The organism is Nonomuraea sp. NPDC051298 (assembly GCF_055586305.1).
Window position 1 is genome coordinate 366,183 of record NZ_JBVJIM010000004.1, and the last position, 16,956, is coordinate 383,138.

General features: G+C 69.1%; 13 protein-coding genes. 7 read left to right on the forward strand and 6 right to left on the reverse strand.

Going from position 1 to position 16,956, the window contains the following annotated elements; translation table 11 throughout:
• Positions 1-19: 19 nt before the first annotated feature.
• The 6 genes from ACZ6S0_RS15315 (at position 20) to ACZ6S0_RS15340 (ending at position 6,530) form a co-directional block, all read left to right on the forward strand.
• Positions 20-910 carry a serine/threonine-protein kinase gene (locus tag ACZ6S0_RS15315; RefSeq protein ID WP_465916897.1) on the forward strand — a complete coding sequence of 297 codons (891 nt, stop codon included), beginning with the start codon at positions 20-22 and terminating at the stop codon, positions 908-910.
• 170 nt (positions 911-1,080) lie between these two features.
• A complete protein-coding gene (locus ACZ6S0_RS15320) occupies positions 1,081-2,376 on the forward strand; it encodes an ABC transporter substrate-binding protein (RefSeq protein WP_465916898.1) in 1,296 nt (431 codons plus the stop codon).
• Positions 2,373-3,335 (forward strand): carbohydrate ABC transporter permease, encoded by a 963-nt coding sequence (locus ACZ6S0_RS15325; RefSeq protein ID WP_465916899.1) that lies wholly within the window; start codon positions 2,373-2,375, stop codon positions 3,333-3,335. Before ACZ6S0_RS15320 ends, ACZ6S0_RS15325 begins: the two co-directional genes overlap by 4 nt.
• Positions 3,332-4,135 (forward strand): carbohydrate ABC transporter permease, encoded by an 804-nt coding sequence (locus tag ACZ6S0_RS15330; protein ID WP_344886893.1) that lies wholly within the window; start codon positions 3,332-3,334, stop codon positions 4,133-4,135. Before ACZ6S0_RS15325 ends, ACZ6S0_RS15330 begins: the two co-directional genes overlap by 4 nt.
• Positions 4,132-5,502 carry a GH1 family beta-glucosidase gene (locus ACZ6S0_RS15335; RefSeq protein WP_465916902.1) on the forward strand — a complete coding sequence of 457 codons (1,371 nt, stop codon included), beginning with the start codon at positions 4,132-4,134 and terminating at the stop codon, positions 5,500-5,502. Before ACZ6S0_RS15330 ends, ACZ6S0_RS15335 begins: the two co-directional genes overlap by 4 nt.
• A gap of 32 nt (positions 5,503-5,534) precedes the next feature.
• Complete coding sequence (locus tag ACZ6S0_RS15340; RefSeq protein ID WP_465916906.1) at positions 5,535-6,530, forward strand: LacI family DNA-binding transcriptional regulator; 996 nt, start codon at positions 5,535-5,537, stop codon at positions 6,528-6,530.
• A gap of 221 nt (positions 6,531-6,751) precedes the next feature.
• On the opposite strand, the gene ACZ6S0_RS15345 is transcribed toward ACZ6S0_RS15340, so the two are convergent.
• The 6 genes from ACZ6S0_RS15345 to ACZ6S0_RS15370 all read right to left on the reverse strand — a co-directional run bounded on the left by ACZ6S0_RS15345 (position 6,752) and on the right by ACZ6S0_RS15370 (position 13,399).
• The gene (locus tag ACZ6S0_RS15345) at positions 6,752-7,279 is read right to left on the reverse strand and encodes a carboxymuconolactone decarboxylase family protein (RefSeq protein ID WP_465916910.1); all 528 of its coding nucleotides are present in this window, start codon (positions 7,277-7,279) and stop codon (positions 6,752-6,754) included.
• Between the two features lie 104 nt (positions 7,280-7,383).
• Entirely contained in the window at positions 7,384-8,892 is a 1,509-nt protein-coding gene (locus tag ACZ6S0_RS15350) for a glycoside hydrolase family 13 protein (RefSeq protein ID WP_465916914.1), read from the reverse strand.
• A 3-nt stretch (positions 8,893-8,895) separates the two neighbouring features.
• Positions 8,896-9,825, reverse strand: coding sequence for a carbohydrate ABC transporter permease (locus tag ACZ6S0_RS15355; protein WP_465916917.1), 930 nt, complete (start codon positions 9,823-9,825; stop codon positions 8,896-8,898).
• Positions 9,822-10,682 carry a carbohydrate ABC transporter permease gene (locus tag ACZ6S0_RS15360; protein WP_344876105.1) on the reverse strand — a complete coding sequence of 287 codons (861 nt, stop codon included), beginning with the start codon at positions 10,680-10,682 and terminating at the stop codon, positions 9,822-9,824. Before ACZ6S0_RS15360 ends, ACZ6S0_RS15355 begins: the two co-directional genes overlap by 4 nt.
• 11 nt (positions 10,683-10,693) lie before the next feature.
• Positions 10,694-12,046 (reverse strand): ABC transporter substrate-binding protein, encoded by a 1,353-nt coding sequence (locus ACZ6S0_RS15365; RefSeq protein ID WP_465916923.1) that lies wholly within the window; start codon positions 12,044-12,046, stop codon positions 10,694-10,696.
• Positions 12,047-12,409: 363 nt separating this feature from the next.
• Positions 12,410-13,399: a LacI family DNA-binding transcriptional regulator gene (locus ACZ6S0_RS15370; RefSeq protein WP_465916927.1), complete on the reverse strand. Its 990-nt coding sequence runs from the start codon at positions 13,397-13,399 to the stop codon at positions 12,410-12,412.
• A 240-nt stretch (positions 13,400-13,639) separates the two neighbouring features.
• On the opposite strand from ACZ6S0_RS15370, the gene ACZ6S0_RS15375 reads away from it, so the two are divergent.
• Positions 13,640-16,933, forward strand: a complete 3,294-nt coding sequence (locus tag ACZ6S0_RS15375; protein ID WP_465916931.1) for a discoidin domain-containing protein — start codon at positions 13,640-13,642, stop codon at positions 16,931-16,933.
• The last annotated feature ends 23 nt before the right edge of the window (positions 16,934-16,956 follow it).

The following is a 16,956-nucleotide window of genomic DNA, read 5'->3' on the forward strand; positions in this document are numbered from 1 at the left end:
CGTTGGAGGAGGGGGTTTCATGGTCATCGGCGACCGCTACGAGCTGGACGACCTCCCCCTCGGGCAGGGCGGCATGGGGGCCGTCTACGCGGGCCACGACCGCCACCTCGACCGCCGGGTCGCGGTGAAGCTGATGCGCCTGCCCAGCGGCCCCGATCACGAGCTCGAACGCCGCTTCATCCGCGAGGCCCGCATCCTGGCCAGGCTGGAGCATCCCGGCGCCCCCGTGCTCTACGACTTCGGCACCCATGAGCAGCGGCTCTACCAGGTGATGCAGTTCATCGAGGGCGTCACGGTGGCCGACGTCGTGCACGAGCACGGACCGATACCGGTGCCGTGGGCCGCCGCGATCGCCGCCCAGGCGTGCGCGGTGCTGTCGGCGGCCCACGCCCTGTCGATCTGCCACCGCGACCTCAAGCCGACCAACCTCATGCTCTGCCCGGACGGCAGCGTGAAGGTGCTCGACTTCGGGCTGGCCATGTTGCGCGAGTCCGATGTCACCACGTTCACGCGGATCGGGCAGATCCTGGGGACTCCGGCGTACATGGCTCCCGAGCAGATCCAGCACGGCGTGACCGAGGCGCGCAGCGACCTGTACTCGCTGGGGTGCGTCCTGCACGAGATGCTGACCGGTCGTCGGCTCTTCACCGGGCACACCGACTACGTGGTCTTCGAGAAGCAGGTCAAGCAGCGCCCGCCGGGCATCCCTGGGCTGCCGGAGCCGCTGGCGGCGCTGCTGGCGCAGTTGCTGGAGAAGCGGCCCGGCGACCGGCCGGCGGACGCCGACGAGCTGTACGAGCGGCTCGACCCGTTCGCGGTGGACCTGCCCCTGCTGCCCGGCTTCCTGACCAGGGCTCCCAGCCCCGGCCGCATGTACGCCCGGATGGCCGGACGCGCGCTGACCGCGTAGCCACCCCCTTTCGCAGGACGCGGCACCGGGCCGTGGCACGCTCTGAACGCGCTCTCTCGCAGAGCCCGGATCGTTATTGAACTTCCGTTGACACAGCCATGTGAGCACCGGGAATCTCGTGAGAGAGCGCTCTCTCATCCCCCGAAAGCTCCGACCCAGGAGGGTTTCCCATGACCCCTCGTACCCGGCGGCTCGGCCTGCCCTTGCTCACCGCGTCCGTCCTCGCCCTGGCGACGGCGTGCGGCGGGGGCGGCGGGAGCCCCGCGACCGAGTCGAGCGCCGCGCCCGGCGAGAAGATCAAGCTGACCGTCAGCCTGTTCGGCGACTTCGGCTTCAAACCGCTCTACGAGGAGTACAAGAAGACCCACCCGAACATCGAGATCGTCGAGAACGTCACGCAGTTCAACGACCACCACAGCAACCTGGTCAAGCGGCTGGCCACGAACGCCGGCGCGGGGGACGTGGAGGCGGTCGAGGTGGGCTACATCAGCACGTTCACCGCCCAGCCCGGCAAGTTCGCCGACCTCAAGCAGTACGGGCTCGACAAACGGCAGGCCGACTACCTCGACTGGAAGTGGCAGCAGGGCCTGAGCAAGGACGGCTCCCAGCTCCTCGGCCTCGGCACCGACGTGGGCGGGCTGGCCATGTGCTACCGCAAGGACCTGTTCGAGAAGGCCGGGCTGCCCGAGGACCGGGACGAGGTGGCCGCGCTCTGGCCGACCTGGGAGCAGTACATCGAGACGGGCAAGAAGTTCGCCGCGGCGAACGTGGACGGCGCCAAGTTCGTGGACTCACCCGGTGAGATCCTCCGGGCCATGGTCAACCAGGCCCCGACCGGCCTGTACGACGCCCAGGACAACATCATCGTGGCGACCAACCCCGACGTGAAGAGGGCCTGGGACCTGTCGAACCAGCTCACCCAGGAGGGCCTCACGGCCAAGCTGGCCGCCTTCTCGCCGCCGTGGAACACCGGCTTCGCCAAGGGCTCGTTCGCCACGATCATCTGCCCGGCCTGGATGACCGGCTACATCCAGGAGCAGGCCAAGGACGCCTCCGGCAAGTGGGACATCGCGACCGTACCCGGCGGCTCGGGCAACAGCGGCGGCTCGCACCTGATGGTGCCCAAGCAGAGCAAGCACCCGAAGGAGGCGGCCGAGCTGATCGACTTCCTCACCTCGAAGGACAACCAGGCCAGGGTGTTCAAGGAGGAGGGCACCTTCCCGTCGATCCCGGCCCTGTACGACGACCCGTCGATCCAGAACTTCACCAAGCCGTTCTTCGGCGACGCCCCCATCGGCAAGATCTACTCCGACGCCGCCAAGGCGCTCAAGCCGCAGCGCCTCGGCCCGAAGGAGGCCGACGTGCGCACGGTCATCGGCAACGGGCTCGGCCGCGTCGAGCAGGGCAAGCAGACGCCGGACGAGGCGTGGGCGCAGGTGCTCGAGGACGTCAAGAAGATCAAATGAGCACCCTTCCCCTCGCGGTCACGCGACGGCGTAGGCGCAGCGTGCGGCACACCCTCGACGTGAGGGTGTCGCCGTACGCCTACGTGGCCCCGTTCTTCCTGCTGTTCTGCGCCTTCGGGATCTTCCCGCTGGTCTACACGGCCTGGGTGAGCCTGCACGAGTGGACGTTGCTGTCGGAGACGCAGGAGTTCATCGGGCTGGACAACTACTCGACGCTCCTATCCGACGCGTATTTCTGGAACGCCACCTTCAACACCCTGTCGATCGGCGTGCTCTCCACGGTGCCGCAGCTCGCGCTGGCCATCTGGCTGGCGCACCTGCTCAACCGGCGGCTGCGGTTCCAGACGTTGTTCCGGATCTCGCTGCTGCTGCCCAACGTCACGAGCGTGGTCGCGGTGGTGGTGATCTTCAGCCAGCTCTTCGGCCGGGACTTCGGGATCATCAACTGGATCCTGTCGTGGTTCGGGGCCGGCGGCATCGACTGGGCGGCGGGCACCGCCACCTCGCACGTCGCGCTGTCAGTGATGATCATGTGGCGCTGGACGGGTTACAACGCGCTGATCTTCCTGGCCGCCATGCAGGCCGTGCCGCGCGAGCTGTACGAGGCCGCCACCATCGACGGCGCGAGCAACGTCACCCAGCTCCGCAGGATCACCATGCCGATGATCCGGCCGACGATCGTCTTCGTGGTCATCGTCTCCACCATCGGCGCGATGCAGATCATCGCCGAGCCCATGCTGTTCGGGCAGAGCAGCGGCAGCGGCGGCGGCATCGCGGCGGGCGGGCCCGACCGGCAGTTCCAGACGCTGGCGCTGTTCGTCTACGAGCAGGGCTTCGCGAACTCGGCGTTCGACTTCGGCTACGCCTCCGCGGCGTCGTGGCTGATGTTCGTGGCCGTGGTGATCGCCGCCGCGGTCAACTTCCTGATCACCCGCAGGGTGAAGGGCGGGCTGGTATGAGGCTGCGTTATCTGACCCTGATCGCGGTGGCCTTCTTCTCCGCCTTCCCGCTGTACTACAGCGTCGTGGTGGCCTCCAGGCACAACTCCGCGCTGGCCGAGGTGCCGCCACCGCTCATTCCCGGCGGGAACTTCTTCGCCAACGTCGCCCGGGTCTTCGACACCGTGCCGTTCGGGCTGGCGCTGCTCAACTCGCTGATCGTGGCCGGCTCGATCGCGGTCGCGGTGATGTTCCTCTCGACGCTGGCGGGCTTCGCCTTCGCCAAGCTGAAGTTCAGGGGCAGGAACGTGCTGCTGGTGATCACCGTCGCGACCATGATGGTCCCGGCGCAGCTCGGCATCATCCCGCTCTACATGCTCATGGTGAAGCTGGAGTGGACCGGCACCAACTACGCCCTGATCGTGCCGGCGCTGGTCAACGCGTTCGGCGTGTTCTTCATGACCCAGTACCTCACCCGCGCACTGCCCACCGAGCTGCTGGAGGCCGGGCGGGTGGACGGGTGCACGACGTGGGGGCTGTTCTGGCACGTGGTGCTGCCGGCCGCGCGGCCCGCGGCGGCGGTGCTGGGCATGCTGACGTTCATGTCGGCCTGGAACGACTACTTCTGGCCGCTGGTCGTCCTGAATCCGGACAATCCCACCGTCCAGGTGGCTCTCTCGACCCTGGCCAGCGGGTACGTCAACGACTACGTGCTCGGGCTCGCGGGCACCGCGATCGGGACCCTGCCGCTCGTGGCCGTCTTCGCCCTGTTCGGCAAGCAAATCATCGGTGGAATCATGCAAGGAGCTGTTAAGGGATGATCTTTCCCGAGGACTTCGTCTGGGGCGCCGCGACGGCCTCCTACCAGATCGAGGGGGCGGTCAAGGAGGACGGGCGAGGCCAGTCGATCTGGGACACCTTCTCCCACACCCCCGGGAACGTGGCCGACGGCGACACCGGAGACGTGGCCTGCGACCACTATCACCGCTACGGTGGCGACATCGGGCTGATGCGCGAACTGCGGCTGGCCGCCTACCGGTTCTCGGTGGCCTGGCCGCGCATCCAGCCCGACGGCGCGGGCTCGATCAACCCGCGCGGCCTGGCCTTCTACGACCGGCTCGTCGACGAGCTGCTGGCCGCCGGCATCACGCCTTACGTCACGCTCTATCACTGGGACCTCCCCCAGGCCCTCGAAGACCAGGGCGGCTGGACGAACCGCGACACCGCCGGCCGCTTCGCCGACTACGCCCAGGCCGTCTACGACCGGCTCGGCGACCGTGTCACCGACTGGGCCACGCTGAACGAGCCGTGGGTGGCGGCGTACCTCGGCTACGGCAACGGCGTGCACGCGCCGGGCCGCCGCGACCCGGCCGACGCCCTGCGCTCCGCCCACCACCTGCTGCTCGGCCACGGGCTGGCGGCGCGGCGGCTGCGCGCGGCCGGCGCGCGCAGCATCATGCTGGTGGTCAACTCCTCCCCCGTGCTCACCCCGGCCCAGGTCAACGACCCTTCCGCGGTGCCCAGCGAGGCCGACGCGGCCGTGGTCCACCGCATCCACACGCTGCTGACCCGGCAGTTCCTCGACCCGGCCGTGAACGGCACGTACCCGGAGGAGGTGCTGGCCGCGGCCGAGCGCAACGGCGGGACGGCCCACCTCCGGGACGGCGACCTCGAACTGATCAACGCCCCGATCGACCTGATCGGCGTCAACTACTACAACCCGTGCGTGGTCGAGTCGGGCCCCGGACTGCCGGCCGACGCCGCCTGGCCCGGCTCGGAGGGCGTCAGGTTCGCCACGGCCGACGCGCCGACGACCGCGATGGGCTGGCCGATCGTGCCCGACGGCCTCTCCCGCCTGCTCGTACGGCTCTCGCAGGACTACCCGCGGGTCGGCCTCATGGTCACCGAGAACGGCGCGGCCTTCGACGACGTCGTCGAGCAGGGCCGGGTGCACGACGACCAGCGGGTGGCGTACCTGGACGGGCACCTGCGCGAGGTGCACAGGGCCATCGAGGCGGGCGCGGACCTGCGGGGGTATCTGCTCTGGTCGCTGCTGGACAACTTCGAGTGGGCCGAGGGCTACCGGCGGCGCTTCGGCATCGTCCACGTGGACTACTCGACCCAGGCCAGGGTGCTCAAGGACAGCGCGCTGTGGTACCGGGACGTGATCAGCAGGAATGGCCTGTAGATTTTTTCCGTGCTCTCCCTACTGGTGAAGTCATGAGACGCCCGACCCTCGAGGCGGTCGCCGCCCGGGCGGGTGTCTCACGTGCCACCGCCTCCCGGGTGGTCAACGGGCAGACGACGGTCGCCCCCCACATCCGCGACGCCGTGCAGCGCGCGATCGACGAACTGGGCTACGTCCCCAACTCGGCCGCGCGCAGCCTGGTCACCCAGCGCACCGACTCGATCGCGCTGGTCGTCAGCGAGCCGGGCACCCGGGTCTTCTCCGAGGACCCGTTGTTCTCCACGGCGATCAGGTCGGCCTCCGTGGAGCTGGAGGCGATCAACAAGCAGGTCGTGCTGATGCTGGCGTCGTCGGCCAAGAGCCACGCCCGGGTGGAGCGTTACATCGCGGGCGGGCACGTCGACGGCGTCATGCTGCTGTCCATGCACGGCGCCGACCCGCTGCCGTCGGCGCTGTCGCGGCTGCGCGTGCCCGTGGTCTCGTACGGGCGGCCGGCCGTGCCGGTGGACATCCCGTTCGTCGACAACGACAACGTGGGCGGGGCGGAGGCGGGGGTGCGGCACCTGGTGGAGACGGGGCGGCGCAGGATCGCCACGATCGCCGGGCCACAGGACATGATCGCCGGGCAGGACCGGCTGGCCGGCTACCGCAACGTGCTGCGCGACTCCGACCGCCGCTCGATCGTCGCGGTCGGCGACTTCACCCGTGAGTCGGGGGCGATCGCGATGCGCCAGCTCCTCGGCGACGACCCGGCGCTCGACGCCGTGTTCGTGGCCAACGACCTGATGGCGGTCGGGGCGCTGCAGTCGTTGCGGCAGGCGGGGCGGCGGGTGCCCGACGACGTGGCGGTGGTGGGGTTCGACGACATCGAGGCGGCGAAATACACCGAGCCGCCGCTGACGACGCTCCGGCACCCGATCGCCGAGCAGGCGGCGGCCATGGTGCGGCTGCTGCTCAACCTCTTCGAGGGCGGGCCAACCGATCCGATCATCCTGCCCACGGAGCTGGTGGTCAGGGAGTCGGCCTAGGCTTGGTGAGATGATCTCCCGTCACGTCCCCGCGCCCGGCGGCGGCCCGCCGAGGCCCTGCGCGCCTTGGCGGCGCGGGCGGGCGGCAGGCCGTGCACGGTGACGCCCATCCGGGCAACCTGCTCGCCACCCCCGCCGGGGCTGTGCTTCCCCTCGGAGGCGGCCAGGGCGCGGGCCGCGCTGGAGAGGTGGTCGCGCGACCCCAGCGGCAGGTCCAGGGCCTAGACCCGGAAGACGCGGAGCTGGAGCGCGAGCGTGGAGTAGTAGCCGACCAGCGTGGTCAGCTCGAACAGGGCCCGCTCCCCGAGCAGGGCGTATTCGTCGTCGTCCAGGTCGCCCTCGGTCACCAGCGCGCGGGTCACGGCGTGCACCGCGGCCTCGGCCGGGTCGTCGAGGTGCGGGGGCGTGCCGTCGCGCAGCGCCAGGAGCTGGTCGTCGGTGAAGCCCAGGCCGCGGGCGATCGGCTCGTGGGCCGCCCGTTCGAACGCGCTGTCGTGGTGCCCGGCCACGACCAGGATCGCCAGCTCCCGCGCCCGGTCGGTGAGCGAGGAGCGGTAGCGGACGGCCGCCCCCAGCTCCTGGAGCGGGTGGCCGACGGGCGGGCTGAGGAGCATCGCGTTGAACGGCCCGGTGAGCCCGCCCGCCGCGTCGACCATGAACCGGCCGCGCGGCCCGGAGGTGATCTCGTCGTAGAGGGCTCGGGCCTCGGGGTCGAGGTCGTGCGGGAGCGTTCTGCGCAGCCGTGCCATCTGGTGATCGTAACCCTCGCCAGGGCGCGGCTGACCGTGACGTGCCCGCCGTGAACGGCCGCCGTCCCGAGCGGAGCAGGTCCGGCTCGGGGCGGCGGAGTCGGTCAGACCAGCCAGGCCGTGGTGTCGGAGGGCAGCAGGCCGTCCTCGATCGGCCCGCTGGCCAGCACGACCTCGCCCGGGGGCAGCGGCACCGGGTCCGCGCCCAGGTTCGTGACGGAGGTCAGGCCGGAGTCGCGGGTGAACGCGAGGACCTCCTCACCCAGCGGGAGCCAGGTCAGCGTCCCGTCGCCGAGCCGCTCCCTGCGGATGGCCAGGCCGGAGCGGTAGAGGTTGAGCATCGAGCCCAGATCCGTACGCTGCGCCTCGGCCGTCAGCTTGCGCCAGCCCTCCGGCTGCGGCAGCCACGGCGTGCCCGTGCCGAAGCCGAACGGCGGCTCCTCGCCCGACCACGGCAGCGGGATGCGGCAGCCGTCGCGGCCTGGGTTCTCGCCGCCCGAGCGGGCGTACATCGGGTCCTGGCGCACCTCGTTCGGCAGGTCCTCGACCTCCGGCAGGCCCAGCTCCTCGCCCTGGTAGACGTAGAGCGAGCCGGGCAGCGCCATGGCCAGCAGCGCCGCCGCCCGCGCCCGCCGGTAGCCCAGCTCCAGGTCGGAGGGGGTGCCGTGGAGGCGCCCGCCGTGCGCGAACGTGCTGTCGGCACGACCGTAGCGGGTGACCGGCCTGGTCACGTCGTGGTTGGACAGCACCCACGTGGGCGGGGCGCCGACGGGGGCGTGCGTCGACAGCGTCAGGTCGATGGACCTGCGCAGGTCGCGCGGGTCCCAGGCGCAGGACAGGAAGTCGAAGTTGAAGGCCGTGTGCAGCTCGTCAGGACGCAGGTAGCGCGCGAAACGCTCCTGATCGGGGAGCCAGACCTCCCCGATCAGAACGCGCTCGCCATACTCGTCGGCCACCTCGCGCCACCGGCGGTAGACGTCGTGGACCTCGTCGAGGTCTTCGTACGCGGTGTCGGACTTGATCAGCAGGGCCGCCGAGTCGATGCGGACGCCGTCCACACCGCGCTCGAACCAGAAGCGCAGCACGTCCTCGAACTCCTGGTGCACCTCCGGGTTGGCCCAGTTGAGGTCGGGCTGCTCGGGGGCGAACAGGTGCAGGTACCACTGGCCGTCGGGGACCTGGGACCAGGCGGAGCCGCCGAAGATCGACTGCCAGTCGTTGAGCGGCTCGTCGGCGAACCAGAACCGGTCGCGCGCTGCCGGGTTCGCCAGGGCCTCCTTGAACCACTCGCTCTCCGTGGAGCTGTGGTTGGGGACGACGTCGATGATGACCTTGATGTCGAGCTCGTGCGCCTCCTCGATGAACCGCTCGGCCTCGCCCAGCGTGCCGAACACCGGCTCGATGTCGCGGTAGTCGGCCACGTCGTAGCCGCCGTCGGCCATCGGTGACGGATACCACGGGTTGAGCCAGATGGCGTCGATCCCCAGCTCTTTCAGGTACGGCAGGCGGGAGCGCAGGCCGGCGAGATCGCCGGCGCCGTCGCCGTTCCCGTCGGCGAAGCTACGCAGGTAGACCTGGTAGATCGCGGCCCCCCGCCACCACGTTTGCGACATGCGCTATCCCTTAATGCTTCCGGCGGTGAGTCCCGCCATGATGTGCCGTTGGAAGATGAAGAAAACAATGATCATGGGGATGCTGGTGATCAGCAGGCCGCCCATGACCTGGTTCTGGGTGACGGCCCCGGCCGTCTGCGACAGTCCCACGCTGATCGTCATCCTGTCGCTGTCGGTCATGACCAGCAGCGGCCAGACGAAGTCCTTGAACGACGTGACGATCGTGAAGATGGAGACCACGCCCAGGATGGGCCTGGAGACCGGCAGGACCACCGAGCGGAGCACGCGTACCGGCCCCGCCCCGTCGATCTGCGCGGCCTCGATCAGCTCCCGGGGTATCGAGTCGAAGAAGCGCTTGAGCAGGAAGATGTTGAACCCGTTGGCCGCCGCGGGCAGCCACAGCGCCCACGGGTTGTTGAGCAGGCCCAGGTCCACGACCGTGACGTACAGCGGGATCAGGATGACCATCGCCGGGATCATCAGGGTCGCCAGCATCAGGCCGAGGATGACGTTGCCGAACATCGGCCGCAGCTTCGACAGCGCGTACGCCGCCGACACGTCCACCGCCATGCACACGGCCCAGCCGCCCAGCGAGTAGTACGCGGTGTTCGCCAGCAGCGTGCCGATGTCGAACAGGTCCCACGCCTCGAAGAAGGCGTCCGGCGTCGGATTCGCCGGCACCAGCGTGGGCGGCATCTGCGCCAGCTCCTCCGGCGTCTTGAGCGCGCCGGTCGCCATCCAGTACAGCGGGAAGACGAAGGCCAGGGTGAAGACAACGAGGACCGTGGCCAGCACGAGCCAGTAGATGCGCCGGCCCCACCTGCTGTTGAGCTGATGAGGGGAGACGATCGTCCTGAACTGCACCTCGATCGGCTTAGGCGCCCTCTTCCTGGCCCGCTTCCCGGTGGCCGTGCCGGCCCCGACGGAGATCACGCCTTGTCCTCCCTGGTCAGCCTGAGCTGGAATGCGGCGAAGACGAGCAGCACGATCATCAGCATCATGCCGAGCGCCCCCGCGGAGCCGTAGTCCTGCAGCGTGAACGCGTTCTGGAACATCAGGTACGCGACCGTGACCGTCGCGTTCTCCGGTCCGCCGCCGGTCAGCATGTACGGCTCGATGAACACCTGCATCGTCGCCACGATCTGCAGCATCAGCATGAGCAGCAGGATCAGCCGGGTCTGCGGGATCGTGACGTGCCTGATCCGCTTGAAGATCCCGGCGCCGTCCAGCTCCGCGGCCTCGTACAGCTCGGGCGGGATGTTCTGCAGCGCGGCCAGGTAGATCAGCGTCGCGCTGCCCATGTTCATCCAGGTCGAGACGATGACCAGGGAGATCAGGGCGGTGGACGAGCTGTCGAGCCAGGCCAGCGGAGCCAGGCCGAAGAAGTCGAGCACCTGGTTGAACAGCCCGGGCCCCGGGTCGAAGAACCACCTGAACAGCAGCACCGCCACGATCGGCGGCAGCATGACCGGCAGGTAGACCACGAACCGCAGGTAGGCCCGGGCGTGGCGCAGCTCGTTCAGGACGAGCGCGACGACGAACGGCACGACATAGCCGCACACCAGTGCGAGGAACGTGAACTCCAGGGTGTTCAGCCAAGCCTCGCTGAAGGCGGGGTCGAGGATGGCCGTCTTGAAGTTGTCCAGCCCCACCCAGGTCGGCTCGTTGATCAGGTCGGTCTTCTGGAAGCTCAGAATGAACTCCCTGACCATCGGATACCAGGCGAACACCGCGAAGCAGAACAGCGCCGCGCACAAGAACCCGTAGGCCGTCAGATTGCGCCTCAACATCTGCATTGAGGTCAGCCCTTGGCCGCCAGCACCGAGTTGGCCTTGGTCTCGGCGTCCGTCAGCAACTCGTCGATGTTGGCGTCCTTTCGGCTCAGGACGCCCGACATGGCCACGTCGAGGATGGCGTACAGCTCCTGGGCGTACAGCGGCTCGGCCTTCGGCGGGATGGTGCCGGCGGCCAGGACGTAGGAGTCGTAGTTCGTGACCGGCAGGGAGGCGTTCTTGACCCGGTCGGCCTGGATGGCCTGGCCGGTCGCCGAGTCACCGAAGACGGCGTTGTCCGGCACGCCGACGGGGTTGCCGATGCTCTTGCCGCGGGCGAAGTCGAAGCGGCCCTTGCCGACGGTGTTGAAGCGGAAGTCGACCCACTCCAGCGCGGCCTTCGCCTCCTCCGGCGTCGCCTTCGGGTTGATCATGAACGCTTCGCCGCCGCTCAGCGACGCCTTGGCCTCGGGGAAGCCGGTGATGCCGTAGTCGTCGACCTTGCCCTTGAACTTGTTCACCACGTCGGTGACCACGTCGGGCGCGCCCAGCATCATGCCGACCTTGCCGCTGCCCATCGCCACCATGAGCGACTCCCAGCCGACCAGCAGCTTGGTGCCCATGCTGTTGTCCACCCAGCGCATGTCGTGCAGCGTCTGGAGGACGGCCTTGCCCTCGGGCGAGTTGAACGCGGCCTTCTTGTTGTCGGGGGTCAGGATGTCACCGCCGCGACCGTAGATGGCCTGCGTGAAGTGCCAGCCGCCGGTGTTGCCGCCGGAGTACTCGCCGTAGCCGACGTACCCGGTGCCCAGGGCGGCGATCTTCTTGGCGGCCTCGCGAACCTCGGCCCAGGTCTTGGGCGGGTTGTTGGGGTCGAGCCCGGCCTGGGTGAACAGGGCCCGGTTGTAGACCAGGCCCACGCTGTAGTGGACGTTGGGGACGCCGTAGATCTTGCCGTCCTTGGTGACCAGTTCCTTGTGGTCGGCGCGCAGGTCGTTCCAGTTCTTGATCGAGCTGGTGTACGGCGTGATGTCCAGGGCCTGGCCCTTGGAGATCACGTCGTTGTAGTTGGTCACGGGCACCACGAAGGCCGTCTCCATCTGCCCGCCGGCCAGCTTGGGGCCGAACGTCTTGGGGTCGAAGCACGGCTGCTGGTCGGTGCTCTTGACCGTCACACCAGGGTGTTCCTTCATGAACGTGGCCACGTCGTCGTCCCACGCCTGACGCTCCTTCGGCGCGGACTTCGCCGGCTGGCAGGCCACCGTGATCGTCACGGCCTTGGCGCCACTGGCGGAGGGGGTGGCGGGCTCGCCGCCCGAGCCGCACGCGGTGGCCGTGAGGCTCAGCGCGGTTACGAGCAGGAGTCCGGTGGATCTCTGCATGGTCTGACCCTTCTAGATGCGAGGTGCCCACACCATAGGATCCTCGACCTAGGTGCGCAATATTTCGACTTCATATTGCAAGATAACGACTGCGTTACGCCCAGCGTGCCTGGCGGCGCGGCCGTACGTGGCCGGGGTCTGCCGAGGTCGGAGGGGGGTCGTCGCCCGCACTCGCACCTTACGTGCCCATGACCGCCTCCGGACAGCGACGACCCCGGCTTCCGCGCACGTCACCGTGCGGGCGGAAACCGGGGCCTGGAGAGGTCTGGGGCGAGGCCAGGGGCCGGAGTCAGGGGCCGCGGTCAAGAGCCGGGGCCGGGGATCGGGGTGAGGTCGGGGTGGGGATCGGGGCGGGGGCGGGAGTCAGGGGCGGGCGCGGGTGGTGGAGGCGCGGACGACCAGCTCCGGCTCGAAGAGCAGCTCGTCGGCCGGCACGACCGCCTTGTCGATCTGCGCCACGAGCAGGTCGACCGCGGCCCGCCCCATCGCGTCTATCGGCTGGCGGACCGTCGTCAGCGGCGGCTCGGTGCAGTTCATCAGGGCCGAGTCGTCGAAGCCGATGACCGAGATGTCATCGGGGACGGTGAGCCCGGCCCTGCGGGCCGCGCGCACGGTGCCGAGCGCGAGCAGGTCGCTGGCGCAGATCACGCCGGTGACCCCGCGCTTGACCAGCCGCGCCGCCGCCGCGTGCCCGCCCTCCAGCGAGAACATCGTGTGCTCCACGAACGTGGCGTCCCCGCCCGCCGTCTGGAACGTCTCCAGCTTGCGGCGCGACGGCATGTGGTCCTTGGGCCCGAGCACCATGCCGATCTTCTCGTGCCCGAGCGCGCGCAGGTGGGCGACGGCCATCTCGGCGGCCACCACGTCGTCGCACGAGACCTGGGGGAAGTCGAGGTGCCGGACGGCGGCGTTGACCAGCACCGTGGGCAGCTTGCGCTCGTGCAGCAGCTCGTAGTGGCCGTGGGAGGCGTCGGCCTGGGCGTACAGGCCGCCGGCGAAGACCACGCCGCTGACCTGTTGCTGGAGGAGCAGGTCCACGTAGTCGGCCTCGGAGACGCCGCCCACGGTGCGGGTGCACAGCACCGACGTGAAGCCCTGCTGGGCCAGCGCGCCGCCGACCACTTCCGCGAAGGCGGGGAAGATCGGGTTCTGCAGTTCGGGGAGCACCAGGCCGACCAGCCGGGCCCGGTCGCCGCGCAACTGGGTGGGGCGTTCGTAGCCGAGTACGTCGAGCGCCGTCAGCACCGCCTCGCGGGTCGCGTCGGACACCCCGGGCTTGCCGTTGAGCACGCGGCTCACGGTCGCCTCGCTCACCCCGACCTTCTTGGCCACCTCTGCGAGTCGTCGTGTCATGCGCAAACTATACGACCATCCGCGCAAGCGCTTGCAATGGCTTACGTCGATAGGACGTCGGGGCTTGCGCCGCCCTCACGGCGGGCTTCACCCCCGGTACCCCCCTCTGACCAGCGCATCGAGCCACTCCCATACATGCGGTGTCAGTAGACTGTTTGCGAAATGTCGTCGAAATATTGCGGCTATCTGCTCGACATCTTATGGTTCGGCCATCCCCCCTTACCCGAAGGGCCACCCCCCATGAGAGCACTGTTAGCCGCCCTGACCTTACTCATCGGAGTCCTCGCCGCCCCCACCACCGCACAGGCAGCCCTCCTCGCCGACACCGACCTCGCCGCCGGCAAGACCGCCACCGCCAGCTCCACCAACGACGTCTACCGCCCCGCCAACATCACCGACGGCAACCAGGCCACCTACTGGGAATCGGCCAACAACGCCCTCCCCCAATGGATCCAGGTCGACCTCGGCACCGAGGCCACCCTCAGCAGAGCCGTACTCAAACTCCCCACCGGCTGGCCCAGCCGCACCCAGACCCTGACCGTCCAGGGCAGCACCAACGGCACCACCTTCACCCCCATCACCACCTCCGCCACCTACACACTCAACCCCACCGCCACCATCACCTTCACCACCCCACCCACCACCCGCCACCTCCGCCTGCACATCACCGCCAACACCGGCTGGCCCGCAGGCCAGCTCTCCGAACTCGAAGTCTGGGGCACCCCCACCGACCCAGGCGACCCAGGCGGCCCAGGCGACGGCACCAACCTCGCACTCGGCAAACAGATCACCGAGTCCTCCCACGTCCACACCTACGTGGCCGCCAACGCCAACGACGACAACCTCCAGACCTACTGGGAAAGCGGCGCCTACCCCGCCACCCTCACCGTCCAGCTCGGCTCCAACACCGACCTGACCTCCATCACCGTCAAACTCAACCCCGACCCCGTCTGGGGCCGCCGCACCCAGACCTTCCAAGTCCTCGGCCGCGAACAGAGCGCCACCGCCTACACCACCCTCGCCGCCCAGGCCACCCACACCTTCGACCCCGCCACCGGAAACACCGTCACCATCCCCGTCACCGGCCGCGTCGCCGACGTCCGCCTCCAGTTCACCGCCAACTCCGGCGCACCAGGCGGACAGGTCGCCGAGTTCCAGATCTTCGGCACCCCCGCCCCCAACCCCGACCTGACCGTGTCGAACCTGACCTCCTCGCCGGCGAGCCCGGTCGAGACGGACGCGGTGACGTTGTCGGCCACGGTCAGGAACGCCGGCAGCGCGGCCTCCGTGGCGACCTCGGTCAACTTCTACGCGGGCACCACCAAGGTCGGCACCGCCAACGTGGGCGCGCTGGCCGCCGGCGCCACCGCCAACGTGTCGGCCGACATCGGGGCCAGGGACGCGGGCACGTACCAGCTCTCGGCCAAGGTCGACGAGGACAACAAGGTCATCGAGCAGAACGAGGCCAACAACACCGCCACGGGCACGCTGACCGTACGGCCGGTCGACACGGCCGACCTGATCGCCTCCCCGGTCGCCTGGACGCCGGGCAACCCGGCCGCGGGCACCACGGTGTCGTTCTCCGTCGCGATCAGGAACCAGGGCACCGTGGCCTCCAGCAGCGGCTCCCACGGCATCACGCTCACCGTCGCCGACGACTCGGGCGCCGTCGTACGGACGCTGACCGGCTCGGTCTCCGGCACGATCGCCCCCGGCGCCACCACCAGCCCGGTCAGCCTGGGCACCTGGACGGCGGCCAACGGCAAGTACACGGTGAAGACCGTGCTCGCCGACGACCCCAACGAGCTGCCGGTCAAGCGGGCCAACAACACCAGCACGCTGCCGCTGTTCGTGGGCCGGGGCGCGAACATGCCGTACGACACGTACGAGGCCGAGGACGGCGTGATCGGCGGCGGCGCGGCCCGCGTCGGCCCCAGCAGGGACATCGGCACCATCGCCGGCGAGGCGTCGGGGCGGCGCGCCGTGACGCTGAACCAGACCGGCGCCTACGTCGAGTTCACCACCAGGGCGGCGACGAACACCCTGGTCACCCGCTTCAACATGCCCGACGCCCCGGGCGGCGGCGGCATCAACTCCACCCTGAACGTCTACGTCAATGGCACGTTCCTCAAGCCCATCAACCTGTCCTCCCGCTACGCCTGGCTCTACGGCCCCGAGGCCAGCCCGAACAACAACCCCGGCTCGGGCCCGCCCCGGCACATCTACGACGAGGCGAACGTGCTGCTCGGCACCACCGTGCCGGCCGGCAGCAAGATCAGGCTGCAGAAGGACGCGGCCAACGCCCACACCTACGCCATCGACTTCGTCGACTTCGAGCAGGCCACGCAGCTCGGCAACCCGGACCCGGCGAAGTACGCGGTCCCGGCCGGCTTCACCCACCAGGACGTGCAGAACGCCCTGGACAGGGCCCGCATGGACGCCAACCTGACCGGCGTCTACCTGCCCGCGGGCGACTACCAGACGACGAGCAAGTTCCACGTGTACGGCAAGGCGGTCAGGATCGTCGGCGCGGGCCCCTGGTTCACCAGGTTCTACACGCCCACGGGGTCGTCCAACACCGACGCGGGCTTCCGCGCGGAGGCCACGGCCAACGGCTCGACGTTCGCGAACTTCGCGTTCTTCGGCAACTACGCCGAGCGCATCGACGGGCCCGGCAAGGTGTTCGACTTCTCGAACGTGGCCAACATCACGATCGACAACCTCTGGGTCGAGCACCAGATCTGCATGCTGTGGGGCTCGAACACGGACAACCTGACGGTCAGCAACTCCCGCATCCGCAACGTGTTCGCCGACGGCCTGAACCTGACCAACGGCAGCACCGGCAACCGCGTCACCAACATCGAGACCAGGTCCACGGGCGACGACAGCTTCGCGCTGTTCTCGGCCACCGACAACAACTCGGGCGAGCAGTTCGGCAACGTCTACGAGAACCTGACCTCGCTGCTGACGTGGCGGGCCGCGGGCATCGCCGTCTACGGCGGCTACAACAACGCCTTCAGGAACATCTACGTGGCCGACACGCTGACGTACCCGGGCGTCACGATCAGCTCGCTGGACTTCGGGATCCCGATGCACGGCTTCGGCGCCAGCCCGCCCACGACCTTCGACAACATCTCGCTGGTCAGGGCCGGCGGGCACTTCTGGGGCCAGCAGACGTTCCCGGCCCTGTGGGTGTTCTCCTCCTCCAAGGTGTTCCAGGGCATCCGCGTCAGCAACCTGGACATCGTGGACCCGACCTACAGCGGGATCATGTTCCAGACCGGCTACTCGAACCCGTCGACCCCGCTGAACCCGGTCAGGGACACGGTCTTCACGAACGTGTCGATCAGCGGGGCGCAGCGCAGCGGTGACGCGTTCGACGCCAAGTCCGGCTTCGGCATCTGGGTGAACGAGCTGCCCGAGCCCGGCCAGGGCCCGGCGGTCGGGTCGGCCACGATCAACAACCTCAGGTTCAGCAACAACTTCCAGAACATCAAGAACACCACCTCGACGTTCACCCTGACGACCAACTAGCACCCGGCGGTCGGCGAGACCCG